Annotated in this window: 23 protein-coding genes; 8 read left to right on the top strand and 15 right to left on the bottom strand. The window is 60.0% G+C overall.

Features of this window, described 5'->3' with window-relative positions; genetic code table 11:
- Positions 1 to 58 precede the first annotated feature (58 nt).
- The 5 genes from ABEH28_RS13780 to cysK form a co-directional block, all read right to left on the bottom strand.
- On the bottom strand, positions 59 to 913 hold the full coding sequence (locus ABEH28_RS13780) for a DMT family transporter (protein ID WP_346630220.1): 855 nt from the start codon (positions 911 to 913) through the stop codon (positions 59 to 61).
- A gap of 397 nt (positions 914 to 1,310) precedes the next feature.
- Entirely contained in the window at positions 1,311 to 2,660 is a 1,350-nt protein-coding gene (locus tag ABEH28_RS13775; protein ID WP_346630237.1) for an alginate export family protein, read from the bottom strand.
- Positions 2,661 to 2,723: 63 nt separating this feature from the next.
- Complete coding sequence (locus ABEH28_RS13770; RefSeq protein WP_346630236.1) at positions 2,724 to 3,581, bottom strand: glyoxalase; 858 nt, start codon at positions 3,579 to 3,581, stop codon at positions 2,724 to 2,726.
- 209 nt (positions 3,582 to 3,790) lie between these two features.
- Complete coding sequence (locus ABEH28_RS13765; protein ID WP_133773082.1) at positions 3,791 to 4,729, bottom strand: aspartyl/asparaginyl beta-hydroxylase domain-containing protein; 939 nt, start codon at positions 4,727 to 4,729, stop codon at positions 3,791 to 3,793.
- Positions 4,730 to 4,888: 159 nt separating this feature from the next.
- Positions 4,889 to 5,863, bottom strand: coding sequence for a cysteine synthase A (gene cysK / locus ABEH28_RS13760; RefSeq protein WP_346625481.1), 975 nt, complete (start codon positions 5,861 to 5,863; stop codon positions 4,889 to 4,891).
- Between the two features lie 126 nt (positions 5,864 to 5,989).
- Here cysK and ABEH28_RS13755 point away from each other — a divergent pair, with 126 nt between their 5' ends.
- Positions 5,990 to 7,063 carry a DUF748 domain-containing protein gene (locus ABEH28_RS13755; protein WP_192170922.1) on the top strand — a complete coding sequence of 358 codons (1,074 nt, stop codon included), beginning with the start codon at positions 5,990 to 5,992 and terminating at the stop codon, positions 7,061 to 7,063.
- Between the two features lie 81 nt (positions 7,064 to 7,144).
- Here ABEH28_RS13755 and ABEH28_RS13750 read toward each other — a convergent pair whose 3' ends face one another.
- Positions 7,145 to 7,693, bottom strand: coding sequence for a DUF2442 domain-containing protein (locus ABEH28_RS13750; protein WP_192170921.1), 549 nt, complete (start codon positions 7,691 to 7,693; stop codon positions 7,145 to 7,147).
- Positions 7,690 to 7,920: a DUF4160 domain-containing protein gene (locus ABEH28_RS13745; RefSeq protein WP_192170920.1), complete on the bottom strand. Its 231-nt coding sequence runs from the start codon at positions 7,918 to 7,920 to the stop codon at positions 7,690 to 7,692. The genes ABEH28_RS13750 and ABEH28_RS13745 overlap by 4 nt, the downstream gene beginning before the upstream one ends.
- A 206-nt stretch (positions 7,921 to 8,126) precedes the next feature.
- Between ABEH28_RS13745 and ABEH28_RS13740 the strand changes: the two genes are divergently transcribed.
- The 3 genes from ABEH28_RS13740 (at position 8,127) to ABEH28_RS13730 (ending at position 11,452) form a co-directional block, all read left to right on the top strand.
- Complete coding sequence (locus tag ABEH28_RS13740; RefSeq protein WP_192170919.1) at positions 8,127 to 8,972, top strand: MoxR family ATPase; 846 nt, start codon at positions 8,127 to 8,129, stop codon at positions 8,970 to 8,972.
- Between the two features lie 45 nt (positions 8,973 to 9,017).
- Positions 9,018 to 10,196 carry a VWA domain-containing protein gene (locus tag ABEH28_RS13735; RefSeq protein WP_122537461.1) on the top strand — a complete coding sequence of 393 codons (1,179 nt, stop codon included), beginning with the start codon at positions 9,018 to 9,020 and terminating at the stop codon, positions 10,194 to 10,196.
- A 323-nt stretch (positions 10,197 to 10,519) separates the two neighbouring features.
- Positions 10,520 to 11,452 (top strand): hypothetical protein, encoded by a 933-nt coding sequence (locus tag ABEH28_RS13730; protein ID WP_346630219.1) that lies wholly within the window; start codon positions 10,520 to 10,522, stop codon positions 11,450 to 11,452.
- A gap of 21 nt (positions 11,453 to 11,473) precedes the next feature.
- On the opposite strand, the gene ABEH28_RS13725 is transcribed toward ABEH28_RS13730, so the two are convergent.
- The 7 genes from ABEH28_RS13725 to ABEH28_RS13695 all read right to left on the bottom strand — a co-directional run bounded on the left by ABEH28_RS13725 (position 11,474) and on the right by ABEH28_RS13695 (position 16,785).
- Positions 11,474 to 12,073 (bottom strand): hypothetical protein, encoded by a 600-nt coding sequence (locus tag ABEH28_RS13725; RefSeq protein WP_192170916.1) that lies wholly within the window; start codon positions 12,071 to 12,073, stop codon positions 11,474 to 11,476.
- 106 nt (positions 12,074 to 12,179) lie between these two features.
- Positions 12,180 to 13,112, bottom strand: a complete 933-nt coding sequence (locus tag ABEH28_RS13720; RefSeq protein WP_192170915.1) for a biotin-dependent carboxyltransferase family protein — start codon at positions 13,110 to 13,112, stop codon at positions 12,180 to 12,182.
- Positions 13,109 to 13,813, bottom strand: a complete 705-nt coding sequence (locus tag ABEH28_RS13715) for an allophanate hydrolase subunit 1 (RefSeq protein WP_346630218.1) — start codon at positions 13,811 to 13,813, stop codon at positions 13,109 to 13,111. The genes ABEH28_RS13720 and ABEH28_RS13715 overlap by 4 nt, the downstream gene beginning before the upstream one ends.
- Complete coding sequence (locus ABEH28_RS13710) at positions 13,810 to 14,574, bottom strand: 5-oxoprolinase subunit PxpA (protein ID WP_192170913.1); 765 nt, start codon at positions 14,572 to 14,574, stop codon at positions 13,810 to 13,812. The genes ABEH28_RS13715 and ABEH28_RS13710 overlap by 4 nt, the downstream gene beginning before the upstream one ends.
- Positions 14,575 to 14,918: 344 nt before the next feature.
- On the bottom strand, positions 14,919 to 15,443 hold the full coding sequence (locus tag ABEH28_RS13705; RefSeq protein ID WP_192170912.1) for a DUF2937 family protein: 525 nt from the start codon (positions 15,441 to 15,443) through the stop codon (positions 14,919 to 14,921).
- Between the two features lie 13 nt (positions 15,444 to 15,456).
- On the bottom strand, positions 15,457 to 16,230 hold the full coding sequence (locus tag ABEH28_RS13700) for a class II glutamine amidotransferase (RefSeq protein WP_192170911.1): 774 nt from the start codon (positions 16,228 to 16,230) through the stop codon (positions 15,457 to 15,459).
- Between the two features lie 51 nt (positions 16,231 to 16,281).
- Positions 16,282 to 16,785: an MFS transporter gene (locus tag ABEH28_RS13695; protein ID WP_244655828.1), complete on the bottom strand. Its 504-nt coding sequence runs from the start codon at positions 16,783 to 16,785 to the stop codon at positions 16,282 to 16,284.
- 151 nt (positions 16,786 to 16,936) lie between these two features.
- Here ABEH28_RS13695 and ABEH28_RS13690 point away from each other — a divergent pair, with 151 nt between their 5' ends.
- Together ABEH28_RS13690 and ABEH28_RS13685 are read left to right on the top strand one after the other, a co-directional pair.
- Positions 16,937 to 18,994 (top strand): S9 family peptidase, encoded by a 2,058-nt coding sequence (locus ABEH28_RS13690; RefSeq protein WP_192170910.1) that lies wholly within the window; start codon positions 16,937 to 16,939, stop codon positions 18,992 to 18,994.
- Between the two features lie 127 nt (positions 18,995 to 19,121).
- Complete coding sequence (locus tag ABEH28_RS13685; protein ID WP_346630235.1) at positions 19,122 to 19,595, top strand: cyclic nucleotide-binding domain-containing protein; 474 nt, start codon at positions 19,122 to 19,124, stop codon at positions 19,593 to 19,595.
- Between the two features lie 12 nt (positions 19,596 to 19,607).
- Here ABEH28_RS13685 and ABEH28_RS13680 read toward each other — a convergent pair whose 3' ends face one another.
- Positions 19,608 to 19,895: a hypothetical protein gene (locus ABEH28_RS13680; RefSeq protein ID WP_346630217.1), complete on the bottom strand. Its 288-nt coding sequence runs from the start codon at positions 19,893 to 19,895 to the stop codon at positions 19,608 to 19,610.
- Between the two features lie 111 nt (positions 19,896 to 20,006).
- Between ABEH28_RS13680 and ABEH28_RS13675 the strand changes: the two genes are divergently transcribed.
- Positions 20,007 to 20,693, top strand: a complete 687-nt coding sequence (locus ABEH28_RS13675; protein WP_346630216.1) for an MnmC family methyltransferase — start codon at positions 20,007 to 20,009, stop codon at positions 20,691 to 20,693.
- 70 nt (positions 20,694 to 20,763) lie between these two features.
- Entirely contained in the window at positions 20,764 to 21,135 is a 372-nt protein-coding gene (locus tag ABEH28_RS13670) for a YajD family HNH nuclease (RefSeq protein ID WP_074890657.1), read from the top strand.
- Positions 21,136 to 21,161 lie beyond the last annotated feature (26 nt).

The raw sequence follows: 21,161 nt of genomic DNA, 5'->3' as shown, positions 1-21,161 counted from the left end.
TCACTCCTACAGTTTTCTTCCGCAGTGCTCGACGAATTCGCGGCGGGGGTGGACGGTTCTATTCAACCTTCCTGAACACAAACACCAACCCCACCACAATCAGCACCATCCCCAGCATGCTCATCAGCGCGAGGCGGTTGCCGTAGATCAGGTAGTCCATGATCGCGGTGACGCCGGGCACCAGGTAAAACAGGCTGGTAACGTTGACCAGATTGCCTTGGGCGATAAGCCGATAAAGCAGAAACGTCGCCAGCACCGACACCACCAGCCCCATGTACAGCACCGGCACGAAGAAGCCGATGCTGTGTTCGAAATGAAAGGGCTGAAATGGCACGAACACGGCACACACCAATGTCCCCGCGAGGTATTGCACCGGCAACGTGCCGAGGGGGTTGTCGGTGATGCGTTTCTGCATGATCGAGCCGCCGGTCATGCTCAACATGCCCAGTACGCCGAACGCCATGCCGGCCAGTGATCCGCCGTCGCCGATGCCTTGCCAGACCACCAGCACCAGGCCGGCCAGCCCCAGACTCAGGCCGGACATGCGTGACGCCGAGCGGCTGCGTTCAACCAGCACGGCCGTGAGTATCGGTTGCACGCCCATGATCGTGGCCATGACGCCGGGCGCGACTTTCATGTCCAGCGCCAGCAGGTAGCAGATCTGATAAGCCCCCAGCAGCACCGCCCCTGTCATCAACGCAAAGCCCATCGACGCGCGGGTGGCGGGAAGCTTGTAACCCAAGGCCGGGATCAGGATCGCCAGCGCCACAAGCGCCAGCAGAAAACGGAACAGTAGAAATGCAAACGGTGAAGCGTGGGTCAGGCCCCACTTGGAAACGATCGCGCCGCTGCTCCAGAGCAGGACGAAAAGCGTCGTCGTGGCCATCGAGGCCAAGGCTTTATTAGCGAACATGAGTCACCTGTGATTCAGACAAAATCGGACCCGGCACGAACCGGATTCACGGATGTTTTGCGGGCGTTTGCAGGCCTTGATCGACAGCGTTGACGCAGTCGGTCAGCCGAGCACAACGACGCCTGGCGGTGCGACGGCGCACACGACAGGGCTGTTCACAGATGGGGGTGGCGGGTAGCGCGTGATGAAGGCGATTTGCATGCAGCTGCACGGTTCCGCAACAGCGCGAGCCGTGGCGGATAAAGCGAACCGGGTGCGGGATGCAGGCATCGTACTCATCTTCTGAAAGGAGTGACTCGGTGTTGCCAAGTGTTACAACAACGAGGCCGACTATAACCAGCCAGCGGTGCCTCGTGCAATGCCATAACGCGACGTGGTGAATTGCCCTGATGCAGCGCTACCAGGACAGTTTCAGCTCGACGCCGAGGTAATTGCTGTCGTGCCCGCCGGCATCGCGCACTGACTGGCCGACGTCGTAGTGCACCGCCTCGACCGCGCCGCTCAGATTAGGGGTGAACGCATAGTCCGTGCGCACCTGCCCGTAAGCGCCGGTCCAGCGACTGCCCTGCCCCGCGGTTCCGGCCACCGCGATGTTGGGCTGCACGTAAACGGCGTCTTCGGTGGTCTCCCGCCATTGCAGGCCGAGGGCCGTCTGAATGCTCAGCTTGGCGATCGGCTTGATGGTAATCGACGGTTTGACGTGCAGGATGTTGGCATAGCCGGTGTAGCCCCCCAGCGAAAAATAGTAGCCATTGGGGAACAGCGGATTGAACGTGCCCAGCGTGCCGTCGCCGTTGTTTCGGTCGCCCGACGCGGCGTCCAGTTGCAGACCCAAACGCGGCGTCCAGCTGACGTCGGTAAACGTGTAGCCCACGCGACTGCCCGCCGCCCAGGCGCGAATGCTCTTGGCGCCGACCGAACCGGCCTGCCCCATCGCCTCCAGGTCCCAGTCGTAGCCATCGGCCGCGCCGCCCAGTCGAGCGTCAAAGATATTCCGGTGCTCAGCGCCGTTGGCATCGAGGTAACTGGCGTCGTCGCGTTCATACAGCCCGACGTAGGCCGACAGCTCGTTACTGCCGCCCACCAGCCGCTCGGCGCGCAGCATGTGAAAGCGAAATTCGTGGTTGGAGCGATCGTCGAAGTGGCGCTCGTCCTGGTATTGCACCGGTCGGCTGGCGATCGCGATGAAGCGCCACAATCCTGTTTCCCAGTCCGCCCAAAACGCATCGAACGACTGGCGCACGTTCGGCCCGTCGCGGGAAGAGATAAAGCGCTGCAAGTCGAAGGCGAAATCCTGGCGTCCCACCCGCGCCTTGAAGGTATTGTCTCCCAGCTTTTTGGTGTACTCCAGAAACGCCAGGCGCAGGTCGGTGCGATTCTGGTCAGCGCCGCCAAGGGTGGTTTTGTCGTAGGCGCGCACGTCTTCCAGCTGGGTAAACACGCGCCAGTTCTCGTTGAAGTGCAGATCGACGTGCACCTGAAAGCGCTGCAGCAGATACCGGTCCCGGGCGACATTTCGCGTGCCGAACGCGCTGGCGTCGTTCATCTCGAAACGCTCACGCAGGGTGCTGCCCAACGACAGGTATGTCTGGGGGTTGTCCGAAGACAGCGAGATGTACTTCAGGCTGTCCAGCGGCGCTGTCCTGAGGGTTGGATTGGCCAGCACCGACCAATCCTCCTGCCAGCGATTGGTCTTGATCGCTGGCCTGGTTTCAGCGTCGTCAGCACGGGCCGGGCTGCTGGCCATGGGCAGCGCGATTGCCAGGCACAGACCACTCAAACCTGAAGTGAATCGAGCACTCGCCATCGGTCAACCGGCCGCAGCGGTCTGATGAATTTCAGCGACGTAGCCACCCGGAAACTCAACGACTGCCGCCGTACGTCCTGCGCTGGTAAAGGGCTCGACGATCACGTTCACCCCCGCCGCCTTCGCTTTGCTCAATGTGTCCTGCAGGTTGGCGACTTCATAGCCGGTGTTGTCGTGGCCGAACGGATACGGCAGATGGCCGTCGGTGGCCAGCACGACCATTTTGCCGAACGGCGACTCGATGCGAATGCGGTGGAAAGTGGCATCGGCGCGACCGATCTCGATGCCCGGCGCTTTCTTCTCGTCGCTGACGACTTTGCCGTGGGAGAACGCGATAAACGCTTTCACAAACGCAGCAGCCCGGTCGTTGGACACGTAGACGCGGTTCTCGGGAATGGTCTGGAACGGTGCGTAACTCGGCACTTTGGTGTGCCAGTAAAGCTGCATGTTCACGCCACCCGGCCACTGCACGACGGCGTCGCGACCGATGGGGTCCGGGAAGTCCGAAACGATGACGTCGGCGCCGGCCTGACGCGCTTCTTTGATCGCCAGGTCCATGTCCTTGACCAGATAGCCGTTGCGCTCATCGCCAAATGGACGCGGGATCGGGGTCTTGAATCCGAACAGCGACACCGTGCCGACCGGCGTTTGAATCAACTGGGACGTCGTGCTGCTCGGCACCGGCAAGACATTGACCACCACCTGTGGCGTGCTCTGCCCGCCGAACGTCGAGGTGAAGCTCTGCACAAAGCGATCTACATCCGCAGGCGCGACGTACACATGGGTGGTGTCGTATTGAGGCGCAACGGCCACGGCGGCGGACTGGGCAAGGGCAACGGTCGGTGCAACCACGGCCGCCATCGGACCGGCCAGGCCGAACAGCGTGGCGGAAAGCATCAGGAATCTGGCGCGCATGAACATCGTCTCCGGGCAAAAAGGGCTGAACGCAGGGTCCGCCGACTGGCCCGGAGAGGATTGAATAGACGTGCTATTTGCCGGTTATGCCCTCGCGCCAGGCATAAAAAAAGCGCCGCTGCACAGGGTGCAGCGGCGCTCGATAAAACCGAGTGTTAGCCGAACAGCCAGTAGCCCAGCAGCGTCAGCACGATCACTGCCAGCACCGGACGCAGGATGCGATAGGCCTTGGGGTTGGCGCGCTTGAACTGCTTGACCTTGCCGCTGAAGCTGTTGCTGAAGCGCTTGCTGAACGCATAGGCCTGATTGATCCCGCCAACGCGCTCATCATCGGTGTTCTGCGGCGCTGTGGCACGACCCAGAAACGCGCTGACGCGGCGGTTGACCGCGGTCATGAAACGATTGCTCAGCGGCCGCTCGATGTCGCAGAACAGAATCACGCGGGTGACGTCGGTTTCGTTCTTGACCCAGTGCACGTAGGTTTCATCGAACATCACGTCGTCACCGTCGCGCCAGGCGTAGACCTGACCGTCGACAAAGATGCGGCAATCGTCGGAGTTCGGCGTCGACAGGCCCAAGTGATAACGCAAGGAGCCGGCAAACGGATCGCGGTGCGGGTTCAAGTGACTGCCACCGGGCAACAGGGCGAACATCGCGCCTTTGACGTTGGGAATGCGGCTGACCAGTTCGACCGTCTTGGGGCACAGCGCCTCGGCGGACGGCAGCGGTTTGTCGTACCACTTCAGGTAAAAACGCTTCCAGCCTTTCTTGAAGAACGACCCGAAACCCGCGTCGTTGTCCTTGGCGGCGGCACGTATATAGCCTTCGTCGAACAGGTGCATGGCTTCATCGCGGATGGTTTCCCAGTTGTCGCGCAGCACATCGAGCTCGGGAAACTTGCTGCGGTCCAGATAAGGCTTGGACGGCACGCTGGAGAAGAGGTACATCAAGGCGTTATACGGGGCGAACAGTGCGGAGTGATTCACGAACTGGCGCAATACCGGCAAACGCGCCTTGCCGCGCAGATGCACGTATAGCGTGCTGCCGACAAACAGCAGCAGAATCGCCGCTTTGACAGCAAAAGAAAGGGTCATGAAACTCTCCTTGGAACAGGGCCGAACCGCGCGGCCCGAAGCTTACGCTGCTGAAACCGCCGCCGGATGACCTGGGACAATCTTCCGGCGGGTTTCGAATGGCGGCCATCATAAGCCTTAGTCCGCCGGGTAAAAAGGCCGAAGCAGCCGCCAACACGACTATTGGGTCAGCTCACGTTCAGTAAACAGGTCGCTGAAGAGCATGCTCGACAGGTAGCGCTCGCCCGAATCCGGCAGCACCACCACGATCGTCTTGCCCTGCATTTCCGGCTTCTCGGCCATCCGCACCGCTGCGTGCATGGCGGCGCCACAGGAAATACCGCAGAGAATCCCCTCCTCCTGCATCAGGCGCAGGGCCATGGCCTTGGCTTCTTCGTCACTCACCAGTTCGACGCGGTCGACAATCGAGAGGTCGAGGTTTTTCGGGATGAAACCCGCGCCAATGCCCTGAATCTTGTGGGGGCTGGGTTTGATCTCTTCACCGGCCATCGCCTGGGTGATGATCGGCGAGCCCATGGGTTCGACAGCCACCGAGATAATCGGCTTGCCCATGGCGTGCTTGATGTAGCGCGAGACCCCGGTGATCGTGCCGCCGGTGCCGACGCCCGCAACCAGCACGTCGATGGCGCCGTCGGTGTCGTTCCAGATTTCCGGGCCGGTGGTTTTCTCGTGAATGGCCGGGTTGGCCGGGTTCTCGAACTGCGCCGGCATGAAGTACGTGGCGGGGTCACTGGCAAGCAACTCCTCGGCCTTGGCGATGGAGCCTTTCATGCCCAGCGCCGGCTCGGTCAGCACCAGTTCGGCGCCCAGGGCCTTGAGCACTTTGCGCCGCTCTATACTCATGGAGGCCGGCATGGTCAGGGTCAGCTTGTAGCCACGGGCTGCGGCAACAAAGGCCAGGCCGATGCCGGTGTTGCCAGAAGTGGGTTCGACGATGGTCATGCCAGGCTTGAGTTTGCCGCTGCTTTCGGCGTCCCAGATCATGTTCGCGCCGATCCGGCACTTGACGGAGTACCCCGGATTACGCCCCTCGATCTTGGCCAGGATAGTGACCCCGCGCGGCGCGATTCGGTTGATCTGCACCAGTGGCGTGTTGCCGATGGAATGGGCGTTATCTGCGTAAATACGGCTCATGACCGGGTCCTTGTGCAGGTTTGGAAAAGCTCAAAGCCTATGCCTTGAGCCGGTGCAACGTCCAGTCGAAGCGAACCGATCACATCGCCAGCAGTCAACAAAACTACGTCACTGGAGGGTGGAGACATGAAACGTCGTTACAGCTGGCCGTTATGGACAATTGTTGGCTTGGTGGTGTTGCTGATCGCAGTCCACATCGCGCTGCCCTACGTGGTGCGCAATTACCTCAATGAAAAACTCGCCGACATGGGCGACTACCGCGGTCAGGTCACCGATGTGGACCTGGCCCTGTGGCGCGGGGCGTACCGCATCAATGGCCTGAAAATCGTCAAGGTCGACGGCAAGGTGCCCGTCCCGCTGCTGAATGCGCCGGTCATCGACCTCGCTGTCAGCTGGCACTCGCTGTGGTACGACCATGCCGTGGTCGCCGAGGTCGCATTTGTCAGTCCTGAACTCAACTTCGTCGACGGTGGCCCGGACAAGCGCCAGTCCCAGACCGGTGCGGGCACTGACTGGCGCGCTCAGCTGGACAAGCTGCTGCCGATCACCCTCAACGAGATGCGCATTCAGGACGGCAAGATCACGTTCAGCAATTTCAACTCGACGCCGAAGGTAAAAATCGATGCCGACAACATCAACGCCAGCATCTATAACCTGACCAACGTCGAAGACAAGGCCGGCAAGCGCGATGCCCGTTTCGAGGGCAAGGCCATGCTGCTGGGCCACGCGCCACTGGAAAGCACCGCGACGTTCGACCCGTTCAGCCTGGAGGACTTTGACTTCAAGCTGCGCGCGACCGGCATTCAGCTCAAGCGCCTGAACGACTTCGCCTCTGCGTACGGCAAATTCGACTTCAACGCAGGCGACGGCGATGTGGTCATCGAAGCCCAGGCCACCAATGGCCAACTCAGTGGCTACATCAAACCGCTGCTGCGCAATGTGGATGTATTTGATTGGCAGCAGGACGTCGAGAACCAGAACAAAGGCTTCTTCCGATCGATCTGGGAAGCCGTGGTCGGCGGCAGCGAAACAGTGCTCAAGAACCAAGGGAAAAACCAGTTTGCCACCCGCGTCGAACTCAGCGGCAGTGTTCACAAACAGGACATCAATGCGTTCGAGGCGTTTTTGCAGATCCTGCGCAATGCGTTCATAAAGGCGTTCAACACGCGCTACGACAGCGGCAAAAGTGAGGCGAAGTAAGCCGGCCATTTCCTACGTAAATGGAGCCAGATCGCGAGCGTTGTGTCGGATGGATCATCGTTGACACTACGCCGTCCTGGCTCACTGGTCATCTTCACCGGTGCCTTTGTTGGCGCCGCTCGCCTCGTCTACACCGCTTCCTGTGCCAACACCATAGGCCGCACGCTTCTCGGCCAGCAACACGCCGTTCTCTGGCTGACTCTGCAACGCATCCCATCCCAGACACGCCAGCGCCAGGGTGCGCGGTGCCGCCTCGCTGCCGTTGGTGTAGCGGGTGATGCTGCGCGTGCTGACGCCCAGCGCTTCAGCCGCCATGGCCAGCGGCAAGCCGGTGCGCGCACGCCAGCCGATGAATATCCGCGTGTTCTCGTCGGTAGCGGCCTGGGCCTTGGCATCCAGGTAAAGGGTGTCGGCGCCGATCTGGATGTCGGGCTCGGACCACTCGACGGTCCAGCCGTCGTCGCCGATCTGCGCCTGCTTGAACACGTTCGGATCCTTGAGCGGTTGCAGCCCCGGAAATGCAGCGATGTCGCTGCTCAGGTCGAGAACGTATTTCACGTCGTTGATAAATGTCAGCGCCAATTTTTGGTGAGCCAGCGCCTCTACGGTCTTGAGGCGTGGACGTTTCATGGATGCCATCGTTTCCATTCCTCCAGCAGTTCTGTTTGGTGGGCCCTTACCCATTCGAGCGCCTCCCTGAGTACGGCGGCCGGGGCGTGGCCGAGCATGGGTTCAACCAACTGCAGACAGATCAACACATCCAGCCCGCCACCGGTGAGGTGCACGTGAGGCGGCAGGTGATCCTTTTCCCGCAGTTGAATCCAGTATTTGTCCCTGAATCTGTATTTAGTAGACATGCGCTGCAAGGTATCGCTATTTTGGCGATACCTCAACGGTCGTTACAATTTTTAGCCGGTCAGGTCGTGACGCCCCATTCAGATACTGAATAAAGCGTCTGCGTTCACAGTGGCGCGGGGTGCGCGGTATAGTCGCTGCACTCTTTGCGCCCTATCTTGCGCGGTTAAGGCCTACGGCCTGTTCGCGCTGTTCGAGGATTTACCCGATGAAATTCGAAGGCACCCACGCCTACGTCGCCACCGACGATCTGAAGCTTGCGGTCAATGCCGCCATCACCCTGGAGCGCCCGCTGCTGGTCAAGGGCGAGCCCGGCACCGGCAAGACCATGCTCGCCGAGCAACTTGCCGAATCCTTCGGCGCCCGGCTGATCACCTGGCACATCAAATCGACCACCAAGGCGCACCAAGGCCTCTACGAGTACGACGCGGTCAGCCGCCTGCGCGACTCGCAACTGGGCGTCGACAAAGTCCACGACGTTCGTAATTACCTGAAGAAGGGCAAGCTCTGGGAAGCCTTTGAATCCGAAGAGCGGGTGATTCTGTTGATCGACGAGATCGACAAGGCGGACATCGAATTCCCCAACGACCTGCTGCAAGAACTCGACAAAATGGAGTTCTACGTTTACGAGATCGACGAGACGATCAAAGCCAAAAAGCGCCCGATCATCATCATTACGTCCAACAACGAAAAAGAGCTGCCGGACGCGTTTCTGCGCCGCTGCTTCTTTCACTACATCGCGTTTCCCGATCGCGCCACGCTGCAGAAGATCGTCGACGTGCATTACCCGAACATCAAGAAGGACCTGGTCAGCGAAGCACTGGACGTGTTCTTCGATGTGCGCAAAGTCCCGGGCCTGAAGAAAAAACCCTCGACCTCCGAACTGGTGGACTGGCTCAAATTACTGATGGCCGACAACATCGGCGAAGCGGTACTGCGCGAGCGCGACCCCACCAAAGCCATCCCGCCGCTGGCCGGCGCGCTGGTCAAGAACGAGCAGGACGTGCAGCTGTTAGAGCGTCTGGCGTTCATGAGCCGTCGCGGCAATCGCTGAGCCTTTTTGGTCAAGCTTATTTAGATCAAGCGCGGGACGCCGACTATGTTGCTCAACCTGTTCAACGAAATGCGCGCTGCCAAAGTGCCGGTTTCGTTGCGTGAACTGCTCGACCTCATCAACGCGCTGAAGCAGCGTGTGACGTTCGCTGACATGGACGAGTTCTATTACCTGTCGCGCACGATTCTGGTGAAGGACGAGCGCCATTTCGACAAGTTCGACCGGGCGTTCGGCGCGTACTTCAATGGCCTGGAAAAGCTCGACGATCACCTGCAGGCGTTGATCCCCGAAGACTGGCTGCGCAAGGAATTCGAGCGCTCGCTGACCGCTGAAGAGCGCGCGCAGATCCAGTCCCTGGGCGGCCTGGACAAGCTGATTGAAGAATTCAAGAAGCGTCTGGAAGAGCAAAAGGAGCGCCACGCCGGCGGCAATAAATGGATCGGCACCGGCGGCACCAGCCCGTTCGGCTCGGGCGGTTACAACCCCGAGGGAATTCGGGTGGGCGACGCCGGCCAGCGTCAGGGCAAGGCCGCGAAGGTCTGGGATCAGCGCGAGTACAAGAACCTTGATGATGGGGTTGAGTTGGGCACGCGCAATATTAAAGTGGCCCTGCGGCGCCTGCGCAAATTCGCACGCCAGGGTGCGGCAGACGAACTGGACATCGATGGCACGATCGACCACACCGCCCGCGACGCCGGCCTGCTGAACATCCAGATGCGCCCGGAACGCCGCAACACCATCAAGCTGTTGCTGCTGTTCGACATCGGCGGCTCGATGGACGCCCATGTGAAGATCTGCGAAGAACTGTTCTCGGCCTGCAAGACCGAGTTCAAGCACATGGAGTATTTCTACTTCCACAACTTCGTTTACGAATCGGTGTGGAAGAACAACCAGCGCCGCACCTCCGAGCGCACCGCCACTCAGGACCTGCTGCATAAATACGGCGCGGATTACAAAGTGATCTTCATCGGAGACGCCGCCATGGCGCCCTACGAAATCACCCAACCGGGCGGCAGCGTCGAGCACTGGAACGAAGAAGCAGGCTATGTCTGGATGCAGCGCTTCATGGCCAAATTCAAGAAGATCATCTGGATCAATCCGTACCCCAAAGACGCCTGGGCCTACACCACCTCCACCAACATCGTGCGGGACTTGATCGAAGACCAGATGTACCCGCTGACCCTGCGGGGGCTGGAGGAAGGGATGCGGTATCTGGCGAAGTGATGCTGAGACCGTAAGAGCGTGGCTCGTCCCGCGATCGGCGGCGCAGTCGTCGTGAAACCGGATTGTGCGGTACATCAGGCTGAAGGCCTTCATCGAGTCATAGGCCGCATCGCGCACATATACGCTCTCACCGAATGAGAACGTATATGTTTTTACATCCTCGGCATTGACATGGACTGCAGGTAGCTGATTACGTCATTTCATCAGTTAAGAATTAACTGATCATCGCAGCCTAACAAAGCGAGTTAGCCACTGTACTAAACGGAAAACATTCCGGCGATTACGGCTGTTTGATATTTAGAAAACAATAAATGGAATTGACAATGAAGAACAATACATCCAAAACAACTGCCCTGCACATGGCAATGATGTTGACATTCATCGGCTTCAGCAGCGGACCAGCAGGTGCAATGGGATTTTTTGGTGCGGAACAAAATAAGCCGCTCAACCTTGAGATGAGCGATCTCATTACAGCAATGAGTGGCGAACCACCTGTAGAAATTTTAAAAGCCGCCGAACCTAAAATCATGGAGCTACCCGACAAACTAACGCGCGTGTTTGGCAGAACCAATAACGAGAATGAAAAAGTGCACTATAGCTTCACAGCTGCTCGCGGGCAGAGGGTTATGATTTACAACTTACCCACTAGAGCCGAGGGACCGGATTGGAACGTCGAGTACAAAATTGATAAAGATTGGATTCAGGTACCGGCCAAGCACAGCTTCATATCCTCGGAGCTGCCACCCAACCAGAAAGTTCTAATGAGAATTTCCAGATCTCTTGGCATGACTATGGAGACTGGCGACAGTTATGTGGTGGAGTTCGGCTCAGCGCCTTATATCGACAGGAAAAGAACTGTACTCTCTGGAGATTACCAATGGTTTCTACCCTATTTTCACGACCATTTCTTTAGACACTCGTTGAGCTGGAGAACTTTGGTAACGGACTCAAAAGGACACCCAGTGGAGGGCGCAATGGTCCACCTCGTCCTGAACCCCGATGAGCACCAACCCCACAAATTAACGATCAAAGAATACATCACCGATCCCTCAGGTTATATCTCTGGCAATATGAGATTCGACGATTGCATCGGTAGAAACACAACCCCTCCCTTCACCGAAGCCCTCAACAGCGGACTAAAATGGAAGGCCACCTATAACACTGGATACTGGAGTTTCTCTGTCAGAGGGAATGATATCGGCGGTCTTGAAACATCGCCCTTAACGCAAATGTGCTCAGCCACCACCGTTCGATAACTTCCGCCGAACCCAGTAGGATCAAGCTGTGCTACTGGGTTTTCCGCCTGCTGGCGAAAAAAACCTCGCATACTTTGCGTCCAACCCTTCCAACGTTCGATGAACGATTCCTGCCAAAATGAATATGTATTCCCGTGCCGCTCCACTGAGTGCTTTATCCTCATTCATCAAGCTGTACAGAACGCTCTCTTCCTGCTGCGCCAGCTCAAAACCTAACCCAACCGGTTTAATTAAACCTGCCTCATCAATGGAAAAGGTGAAGGCCTTTCTTGCCAACTCTGAGTTGTTATGCTCAAGCTTTGCTTTTAAAGCGTCTCGCATGCCTTCCATGTCCGTCGCCAGCAATTCAGCTGCCCGGCTGCGAGCATCCAGCTTTACCTGTTCGCGAAACTCCCAAGGACTCAGGGACCTAAAGAAAACACCGCCATCACCAGACGGTCTCAGCGCTCCATCAAGCTTGACTTCATGATATTCAACGTCCGGTGCAGGGGCCTTGAGCACTGCAGCCTGCGTCTGCTCTGTTCCGGAATCGAGTAGCACCTCCCGTTTTATCGTGTCGTTAGTAGTCTCAACACCCCGCGGGGAAGAGTGATTTTGATTGACGACCAATGTCAGGTCCATATCTGCACCTCATATCAAGAACACATGAAGTGCTTAACGACCCTCGCTCGAAAATAGTGACCTCTTAATCCTGACCAGAATTTCTGATAACTACGTAGGACATAAGCTACAGCGCCAAACAACCCGCGAGCGATTGCAAAATCCCCACCTGCTCCCGATGCGCTACCTCCTGCACCACCGCTTTCATCCGCACCACACTCCCCGGCAGTTGCTGCGCCAGCCGGGCCAGTGACAGCGGCGTCAGCGCGCCGAGCCTCGGATAACCACCGATGGTCTGGCGGTCGTTGAGCAGGACGATCGGCTGACCATCCGGCGGGACCTGAATCGCGCCCAGCGGAATGCCTTCGGAGATCATCGGTTTGCCCTGGTAAACCAGTTCCGGCCCGAGCAAGCGCATGCCCATGCGATCGGCACGGCTGTCGAGGGTCCAGTCGCTGTTGAACGCATCGAATAGACTCAGGCCGCTGAACTGGCCGATCTGCGCGCCCAGCACCACGTCCAGCGGACGCTGATCGGAAAAGTCGGGGATGAGGTGATCGGGAAGCGCGTGCAGCTCAAACGACGCCCCTGAATAAGTCAGTTGATCGCCTTCAGCCAGCGCTTTACCGCTTCCTTCGAGCCCGCCCAGCCCTTCGCGCGTGACGGTGGCGCAGCTGCCGAGCACATCGACTGCCGCAAATCCGCCGGGCGCGGCGAGATACGCGCGAGCACCCGTGATAGGCCGGGTAAAACGTAGTTGCTGACCTTTGCGAACGAAGAAGCTGCGCCACGGCGCAATCGGTCGTTCGTCGAGCACGGCGTTCAGATCCGCACCGGCCAGCGCCAGGCAGCAGTCGGATTCGGCCAGCAGCGTCAGACCGCCCAGGGTCACTTCGACAACGGCAGCGTCCAGCGGGTTATTCAACAGTGTGTTGGCCCACGACATCGACACCCAATCCAGCGCCCCGCCTTGGGTAACGCCGAGGTGTCTTACGCCAAAACGTCCCGTGTCCTGCAACAGGCACAGCGGCGTGCTGCTTTTTACCGTGAGCGCGCTCATGCCAGGCCCTCCAGCGGCGTGTCGTCGCCGCCCAGACGCATGAACTCGGCGTGATCAACAGCGGCAAACCGCACGGTATCGCCGGGCTGCATCAGGCTGTAACCGTCGATTTCGCGATCAAAGAGTTTGGCTGGGGTGCGCCCGAGGATGTTCCAGCCGCCGGGCGACTCCAGCGGATAGGCCGCAGTTTGCCGCTCGGCGATGCCGACGCTTCCCGCCGCCACGCGCTTGCGAGGTGTCTTGATGCGCGGCGCGGCGAGGACTTCTTCCACCAGCCCCATGAACGCGAACCCCGGTGCGAAGCCCAGCGCGAAGACTTGATACTCGCGCTGGCTGTGGCGGCGAATCACCTCGTCCACCGACAAACCGCTGCGCCCGGACAACAGGCTTAACTCGGGCCCGACGCTTAAGTCGTACCAGACCGGCAACACATGCTGCCGACCGCTTTGGGTGGAGTCGGGTGCAAGGTCGGTCAGCGCCTCGGTAATGATTGCCCGAGCCTGTGTCGGACTCAGCGCCAACAGATCGTAATGCACCATCAGCGTGGTGTAGGACGGCACCAGATCAATTAAATGCGCAGCGAAACCCTCACGCAGACGCAACGTCGCAGCGAGCATCCACGGCATGTTGGCCTCGTCGATGGCGTCGAACAGGCGGACCATCAGGCAATCGATGGCGACGACTTCGATGCGCAGCTTCACAGGGCAGACGGTCCGGCATCAGCGCTGTTCAACGCCTGACGAATGCGCTGGACCGCGTCGATGGAGCTGGCGTTGTCACCGTGCACGCACAGGGTGTGGGGCGTGAGTCGCAGCTCGCTGCCATCGCTGGCAATCAACGCTTCGCCTCGGGACAAGGTCATGGCCTGGGCGATGATGACCTCTGCATCGTGATGCACAGCTCCCGGCAGATTGCGGGAGACCAGACGCCCGACGCTGTCGTAGGCGCGATCGGCGAAGGCCTCGAACCAGAGCGTGACGCCGAATTCATCGGCAATGACCTGCGCTGACGAGTTGTCGCGCATGGCCAGCAGCATCAGCGGCAGTTCCGGGTTGTAACGGGCGATGGCTTCGATGACCGCGCGCAACTGCGTCGGGTTGGCCATCATGTCGTTGTACATCGCGCCGTGGGGTTTGACGTAGCTGACGTGACCGCCCTGGGCTCGGCAAACGCCGTCGAGTGCGCCGATCTGGTAATGCAGCAGGTCTTGAATCTCTTGCGCAGAACAGGCCATCGAGCGACGGCCGAAACCCACCAGATCCTGATAAGCCGGGTGCGCGCCAATGGTGACATTGTTGGCCAGGGCCAGCGCGACGGTTTTGCGCATGACGCTCGGATCACCGGCATGAAAGCCGCAGGCGATGTTGGCGCAATCGATGTAGGGCATGACCTCGGCGTCCAGACCCATGGTCCAGGCGCCGTAGCTTTCGCCGATATCACAATTCAATAACAGGCGGCTCAATGGCGTGACTCCTGTGCGAACGAAACGGGGAGAAGCTCGAGTGTACGCGCGGGGTTGTCAGGTTGGCAGCGCGGGAACACAGGGCTGTGCGTTGGGAGCATTCTTCGGCGCGGATGGCTCGAGCGTCCAACTAATTAAAGCGCGGGGGAAGGATAAGAAAAAGTGAACGGTGCGGGGGATCTTTGCTGACCGGGACGGCCCCTTCCTGGCTGAAGCCGGTCCCACTGGGTGCGCGGCGTGTCAGGAAGCCCCAATGGGCACGCGCGGTCTTTAGCGGGACCGGCTTTAGCCGGGAAGGCGTCAGCGAGACCACTGCCCAATCAAGCAAATGCCGGCAATGGGCCTCAGCGCCAGTCGCGACCCACCGGTCGCACGTGATGCCGACCCACAAACACCCAATCAATGAACACCACAATACTTTCAATGACCAGCGAGAACAGCAGCGCGCACATCAGGCCCCAGCCGATGACTTCCGGCGACAGCAGCACCTGCCAGGTGTAGCCATTCCAGGTCTCAGTGCGGATATTGGTATCGGCAGCGGTCAGCACATGCCAGGCGCGGGCATACCACGGGCCTTGCAGGGCCAGCCATTCGCGGTCGAGTGTCTGATTGCGGGTGAGCAGGTTGCTGATGTTGTCGGCGTCGGTGCGGAACACCGGGTCGTCGCTGCTGCGGTAATGCTGGATCAGCGCCTGGACGTCGCCATTGAAGAACCGCAGGGCGGTCTCGTTATAGCCGCGCAGGCTTTGCTGCGCTTCCAGCATGTGCGCTTCGACGCGCTTGCTGTAATCGCTGATGAAGCCTGGAATCTGCACGCCTATCAACAGGCCTGCCGTGAACAACACCAGTCGTATATAGCTGCGCAGCATAGATCCCTCTCTTTCAGGCCGAGCCTTCGGCAACGCATTCGCCGCGGCGCCAAAGACTCCAGTGACCCGGCTCGTAACGGTTCCAGGTCTCGTTTTCGGTGAGCGGCTCGGTGGCAATCACCGTCACCACATCGTTGGGCGTGGTTTCCGCCTGGAAATCGACGATGACGTCGACGTCTTTCAGACGCGCCGGCCCGAACGGGGCGCGGCGGGTGATGTGCACCAGCTTGGTCGAACAGTAGCAAAACAGCCAGTCGCCATCACTGAGCAGCGCATTGAACACGCCTTTGCTGCGGTATTCGTTGCAGGCTTCGACCAGGGTCGGCAGCAGTTGCTCGATCTCGACCGGCTCGGGGAACGCTTCGCGCACCCGGTTGAGCAGATCGCAGAACGCCGCTTCGCTGTCGGTATCGCCCACCGGCCGATAGAACGTAGCGCCGGGATTGAAATCCGCGAGCTGGCCGTTGTGGGCGAAACACCAGTTGCGCCCCCACAGTTCACGCACGAAAGGGTGGGTGTTGGACAGGCAGACCTTGCCGACGTTGGCCTGACGAATGTGGCCGATGACCACTTCGCTCTTGATCGGGTAACGCTGGACCAGCTGCGCGACTTCCGACTCGCTGCTCGCAGCAGGGTCCTGAAACAGGCGCAGGCCGCGGCCTTCGTAGAAACCGATGCCCCAACCGTCGCGGTGCGGACCGGTGCGACCACCGCGCTGCATCAGCCCGGTGAAGCTGAACACGATGTCCGTCGGTACGTTGGCACTCATGCCCAGAAGTTCACACATGCTCAGGCCTCGGTGCGTTGACGCACGCGTCCGGGAAGACGCCGGTCACGATCACAGCTTGGGTTCGACGCGATAACGGCCGCTCGGTGCAGGTGCTGGCGTTGAAGCGGGCGACTGGCTGGCGAAGCGCCCTGCCCCTTGATCGGCATAAGGCTCGTCGTGTTCCTTTTGCTCGGCGGCGGCCTGTGCAGCGGCGGCTTCGGCGTGGGCCAGACGGGCTTTTTTCTTGCGCAGGAACGGCAAGCGGATCAAGGCGAAGATGAGGTAGAGCCCCAGGGCGATGGCGCCGTAGGTGGAGAGGTCGAGCACGGCGCGCCAGACGTTGTTGCCGACCTTCAGTGCCAGATCCAGCACGCTGATCGCCAGCGCGGGGGCGTATTGGTCCTTGGCCGGATCGACGATGGTCGGGCAGAACAACAGCACGGCGCCGATCACGCGCAAGGGTTCGCGCAGGTAGCGCCACATCCAGCCGGTCAGCTTGAACCACACCAACAGACAGCCCAACGCGGCGAACGCGTAAAGGCCCCAGGCAATCAGATAGTCGTTGTCGGTCATGACGTCCGTGGTAAGGCAGGTAAAGAGGCGCTTATGATAACGACTTTTCACCAGCCCGGCTTCCCCGGCTTCAGTTATCGGTCTGCCGCGTGTCCAGCACCGGGCAGCGCGACCGATCCCGTTCAGATGAGCCCACGTGAGAGAGCCCAGCATGCCTTCCGCCCCACACGCTTCCAACGCCCCCGTCGCCCGCAAGGCTGACGGCGCCGACCCGTACGCCTGGCTGCAAAACCGCGACACCGATGAAGTGCTCGATTACCTCAAGGCCGAGAACGCCTGGCAGGAAAAGCAGCTCGCCGACCTGCAGCCGTTGCGCGAAACCCTGTTTCAGGAGATCAAGGGCCGCATCCTGGAAACCGACCTGTCACTGCCCTCCCCCTGGGGCCCGTATCTTTACTACACCCGCACCACCGAGGGCGACGAATACGCCCGTCACTACCGCTGCCCGCGTCCGGCCGATGACTCCCAGACCCTCGACGAAAGCGCTGAAGAGTTGCTGCTCGACCCCAACGAACTGGCCGGCGGTGGCTTCTTCTCCCTCGGCGCGTTCAGCATCAGCCCCGACCATCAACGCTTGGCCTACAGCCTCGACACCAGCGGCGAAGAGGTTTATAAGCTGTACGTCAAAGAGCTGAGCAGCGGCGTGGTCAGCAGTCTGCCGTTCGAAGACTCTGACGGCAGCATGACGTGGGCGAACGACAGCCAGACGCTGTTCTTCGGCGAGCTGGACGATACCCATCGTCCGCACAAGCTGTACCGCCATAAACTGGGCGAAGCATCCGCCGAGCTGGTGTTCACCGAGCCCGACGGGCGCTTCTTCCTGCATTGCTACCGCAGCAGCTCGGAGCGGCAGTTAATTGTGGGGCTGGACAGCAAAACCACCAGCGAGGCCTGGGTGCTGGACGCCGACACACCCCAGCAGAAGTTCGTGTGCATGGCGCCGCGCAGCGAGGGGCACGAATACTCAGTGGATCACGGCCTGATTGAGGGCAAGTGGAGCTGGGTCATCCGCAGCAATCAGGACGGCATCAACTTTGCGCTGTACCACGCACCCGAAAAACCCGACGGCGCACCTGAGCGGAGCGACTGGCAGAACCTGATTGCCCACAGCGAGAGGGTCATGCTCGACGGCTTCAGCCTCAACGCCAAAGGCCTGACCTTGAGCCTGCGCGAAGGCGGCTTGCCAATCGTCGAAGTGCACCCGCAAGGCCTGCCGGCGTATCGCGTGCAACTGCCGGATGCGGCGTACAACCTGTATGTGCAGGACACCCTTGAGTTCGAGAGCGACAAAATTCGCCTGCGCTATCAATCGCTGAACCGTCCGCCGCAGGTCTGGCAATTGTCGCTGGCCACCGGGGAACAAATCGTACTCAAGGAAACGCCCGTACTGGGTGTGTTCGACGCCGATGCCTACGTCAGCCAGCGGTTGTGGGCGACAGCCGCCGACGGTACGCAAGTGCCGATCAGCCTGGTGGTCAAACGCGAGCTGGCCGGTCAGACCGTTCCGCTGTATCTGTACGGCTATGGCGCGTACGGCGAAAGCCTGGACCCGTGGTTTTCCCATGCCCGGCTGAGTCTACTCGACCGCGGCATCGCTTTCGCCATCGCCCATGTGCGCGGCGGCGGTGAGCTGGGCGAGGCCTGGTACCGCAACGGCAAGCAGGAACACAAGCAGAACACCTTCAGCGACTTCATCGCCTGTGCCGAACATTTGATCGCGGAGAACATCACCACTGCCGAACAACTGGTGATCAGCGGTGGCAGTGCTGGCGGCCTGTTGATTGGCGCGGTGGTCAATCAGCGTCCGGAGCTGTTCAAGGCGGCCATTGCTGAAGTGCCGTTCGTCGATGTGCTCAACACCATGCTCGATCCCGATCTGCCGCTGACCGTCACCGAGTACGACGAATGGGGCAACCCGCAAGAGCCCGATGTTCACGCGCGGATCAAGGCCTACGCGCCTTATGAAAACGTCACGGCGCAGCAGTATCCGGCCATGCTGGTGATCGCGGGTTACAACGACAGCCGCGTGCAATATTGGGAAGCGGCCAAGTGGGTGGCGAAACTGCGTGATCTGAAAACCGACGACAACCTGCTGTTGCTCAAGACCGAACTGGGCGCGGGCCACGGCGGCATGAGCGGGCGTTATCAGGGATTGCGTGACGTAGCACTCGAATACGGCTTTATTCTGAAAGTGCTGAACCTGGCCTGACGAAATCTGCGCAGGCGGTGTGTCACATGGGAAGCCCCGGACGCTGTAAAGTCCGGGGCTCTTCGAAGGCGGTCCAGCGTTTCAAGCACTCTTTCAAACCACTTAACTAGAACTCGCCATGTCTACATTGCTCAACTCTTCGTCACTGAATAAGGAAATTCGCGACATGCTGATGGACTGCGGTCTGTTCATCGCCCTGACGCCCGCGGAATTTGCCGCGGCTGCGGGATACTTCAGCATCAGCAACATTGAAAAAGGTGAAGCGATCTTCTACGAAGGCGACGCGGGCACGTTCATGTGCATCATTCATTCGGGCACGGTGTCGGTGCAGAAGCTCAACAGCGACGGTCATCCGGTGGAGACCGCCATTCTGCGCAGTGGCAGGGCGTTTGGCGAAATGGCGGTGCTGGACGGCGAACGCCGCTCTGCTACCTGCGTTGCCGCGTCTTCGTGCGATCTGTTGAACCTGGGCAAGGACTCGCTGGACAAGATGCTCAACGAAGCGCCGAAAGTGGCGGCGAAGATCATCCGCGCGATTGCGGTGGCGATGTCGAAGCGGCTGCGCATGATGGATGGGCAGGTGGTGGCGCAGCAGGATTAAGCAGAACGGCCTTCAGGGATTCGGCTTGTCGGACGGCTGCAAGCCCGGCAATGGCTCATCGTCCTTTGGCGGACCTGGTTGGGGAATCTTCGGCAGCAGTGGCGGGTTGCCCTGTCCACCTGCGTGGGGAATGCCCGGCGGCGCCACTTGTGGGTACGGCGTTGGCGTTGCGGTACCGGGCGAACCGGCGGACGCCGCAATGGGCTCGGGCGTATTCAGAACAGGTTGCAGGCTCTCGGCAGACGCTTGCGACACGCCGAGCACAGTGATGACAATCGTCAGTAGAATGGAGCACTTCATCGTTGGCCTCCCCTGCCAATCTTTCGCTTATCGCTCAGGCTACTCCTGCGCAACCCATCGCGCTCTGACAAATTGCGCTGTATGCGGCCCGACCCTTTTGACGAGTTATCCATGAAACGTTTTGTTCTGCTCGACACCACTCCGATCCCCGATAACGGCGGCGCCTTGTGCCTGTTCGAGTACGGCGAGGATTTTGTCATCAAGATCCAAGGTGGCGACGGCGGTCAGTTGATGAACACGCGCATGCACGGTTCCGAAGACGCTCTGGCCGAAATCCCCTGCAAGAAGGTCGCGTCCCGCCCCAACCCGCGGGTGCTCATCGGCGGACTGGGCATGGGCTTTACCCTGGCGTCGGCACTCAAGCACTTGGGCAAGAATGGCGAAGTCGTCGTCGCGGAGCTGGTGCCCGGCGTCGTCGACTGGAACCGTGGTGCGCTGGGTGAGAAGTCGGGCAATCCGTTGCAGGACCCACGCGCCAAGGTGGTGGTGCAGGACGTCGCCCAAGTGCTGAAAGCCGAACCCCAGGGCTTTGACGCGATCATGCTCGATGTCGACAACGGCCCTGAAGGCCTGACGCAAAAATCCAACAGCTGGCTGTATTCGGCCGGTGGTCTTGCGGCATGTGCCAGCGCGCTGCGGCCCAAAGGCGTATTGGCCGTATGGTCCGCCAGCGCAGATGCGGCCTTCAGCGACAAACTGCGCAAGGCCGGTTTCAAGGCCGAAGAGGTCAAGGTCTACGCCCACGGCAACAAGGGCACACGGCATACCATCTGGATCGCTGAAAAACTCAAGGGCTGATCGACGGGTAAAGCGCTAGACTTGCCTGCATTGCTCTCCATCGCCAACAGAACACGAAACAGGTGACGCCATGAGTTCGGCCAATACGCCAACCAATACTTCCAAACTGGACCGCATCCTCGCCGACAACCAGCGTGACCGCGAAATGGGTTACCGCGACAAAGCCCTGCGCATGTACCCGCACGTCTGCGGCCGCTGCGCCCGGGAATTTGCCGGTAAACGCCTCAGCGAGTTGACCGTTCACCACCGCGACCACAACCACGACAACAACCCCCAGGACGGCTCCAACTGGGAACTGCTGTGCCTGTACTGCCACGACAACGAACACTCGCGTTACACCGACCAGCAATACTTCTCGGAAAGCTCGACCAGCAGCCCGAAAACCGCCAAGGCGACCCACAACCCGTTCGCCGCGCTGGCCGGATTGATGAAGAAGGATTGAGGCGTTGAGCTGCAAGTTTTAAGCGG

It is taken from the genome of Pseudomonas sp. Ps21-P2 (genome assembly GCF_039672565.1).
GTDB lineage: Bacteria > Pseudomonadota > Gammaproteobacteria > Pseudomonadales > Pseudomonadaceae > Aquipseudomonas.
Note: the sequence above shows the minus strand (reverse complement) of the source record. Positions and strands in the feature narration are given on the sequence as shown.

Excerpts from the sequence above, each read along its gene's own strand:
- ABEH28_RS13770 (WP_346630236.1), bottom strand. The coding sequence starts at position 3,581 with ATGGCGGCCGTGGTTGCACCGACCGTTGCCCTTGCCCAGTCCGCCGCC.
- ABEH28_RS13755 (WP_192170922.1), top strand. The coding sequence starts at position 5,990 with ATGAAACGTCGTTACAGCTGGCCGTTATGGACAATTGTTGGCTTGGTG.
- ABEH28_RS13670 (WP_074890657.1), top strand. The coding sequence starts at position 20,764 with ATGAGTTCGGCCAATACGCCAACCAATACTTCCAAACTGGACCGCATC.
- ABEH28_RS13695 (WP_244655828.1), bottom strand. The coding sequence starts at position 16,785 with ATGACCGACAACGACTATCTGATTGCCTGGGGCCTTTACGCGTTCGCC.
- ABEH28_RS13775 (WP_346630237.1), bottom strand. The coding sequence starts at position 2,660 with ATGGCCAGCAGCCCGGCCCGTGCTGACGACGCTGAAACCAGGCCAGCG.
- ABEH28_RS13740 (WP_192170919.1), top strand. The coding sequence starts at position 8,127 with ATGAAATTCGAAGGCACCCACGCCTACGTCGCCACCGACGATCTGAAG.
- ABEH28_RS13700 (WP_192170911.1), bottom strand. The coding sequence starts at position 16,230 with ATGTGTGAACTTCTGGGCATGAGTGCCAACGTACCGACGGACATCGTG.
- ABEH28_RS13735 (WP_122537461.1), top strand. The coding sequence starts at position 9,018 with ATGTTGCTCAACCTGTTCAACGAAATGCGCGCTGCCAAAGTGCCGGTT.
- ABEH28_RS13730 (WP_346630219.1), top strand. The coding sequence starts at position 10,520 with ATGAAGAACAATACATCCAAAACAACTGCCCTGCACATGGCAATGATG.
- ABEH28_RS13780 (WP_346630220.1), bottom strand. The coding sequence starts at position 913 with ATGTTCGCTAATAAAGCCTTGGCCTCGATGGCCACGACGACGCTTTTC.
- ABEH28_RS13690 (WP_192170910.1), top strand. The coding sequence starts at position 16,937 with ATGCCTTCCGCCCCACACGCTTCCAACGCCCCCGTCGCCCGCAAGGCT.
- ABEH28_RS13720 (WP_192170915.1), bottom strand. The coding sequence starts at position 13,112 with ATGAGCGCGCTCACGGTAAAAAGCAGCACGCCGCTGTGCCTGTTGCAG.
- ABEH28_RS13725 (WP_192170916.1), bottom strand. The coding sequence starts at position 12,073 with ATGGACCTGACATTGGTCGTCAATCAAAATCACTCTTCCCCGCGGGGT.
- cysK (WP_346625481.1), bottom strand. The coding sequence starts at position 5,863 with ATGAGCCGTATTTACGCAGATAACGCCCATTCCATCGGCAACACGCCA.
- ABEH28_RS13675 (WP_346630216.1), top strand. The coding sequence starts at position 20,007 with ATGAAACGTTTTGTTCTGCTCGACACCACTCCGATCCCCGATAACGGC.
- ABEH28_RS13705 (WP_192170912.1), bottom strand. The coding sequence starts at position 15,443 with ATGCTGCGCAGCTATATACGACTGGTGTTGTTCACGGCAGGCCTGTTG.
- ABEH28_RS13680 (WP_346630217.1), bottom strand. The coding sequence starts at position 19,895 with ATGAAGTGCTCCATTCTACTGACGATTGTCATCACTGTGCTCGGCGTG.
- ABEH28_RS13750 (WP_192170921.1), bottom strand. The coding sequence starts at position 7,693 with ATGAAACGTCCACGCCTCAAGACCGTAGAGGCGCTGGCTCACCAAAAA.
- ABEH28_RS13745 (WP_192170920.1), bottom strand. The coding sequence starts at position 7,920 with ATGTCTACTAAATACAGATTCAGGGACAAATACTGGATTCAACTGCGG.
- ABEH28_RS13765 (WP_133773082.1), bottom strand. The coding sequence starts at position 4,729 with ATGACCCTTTCTTTTGCTGTCAAAGCGGCGATTCTGCTGCTGTTTGTC.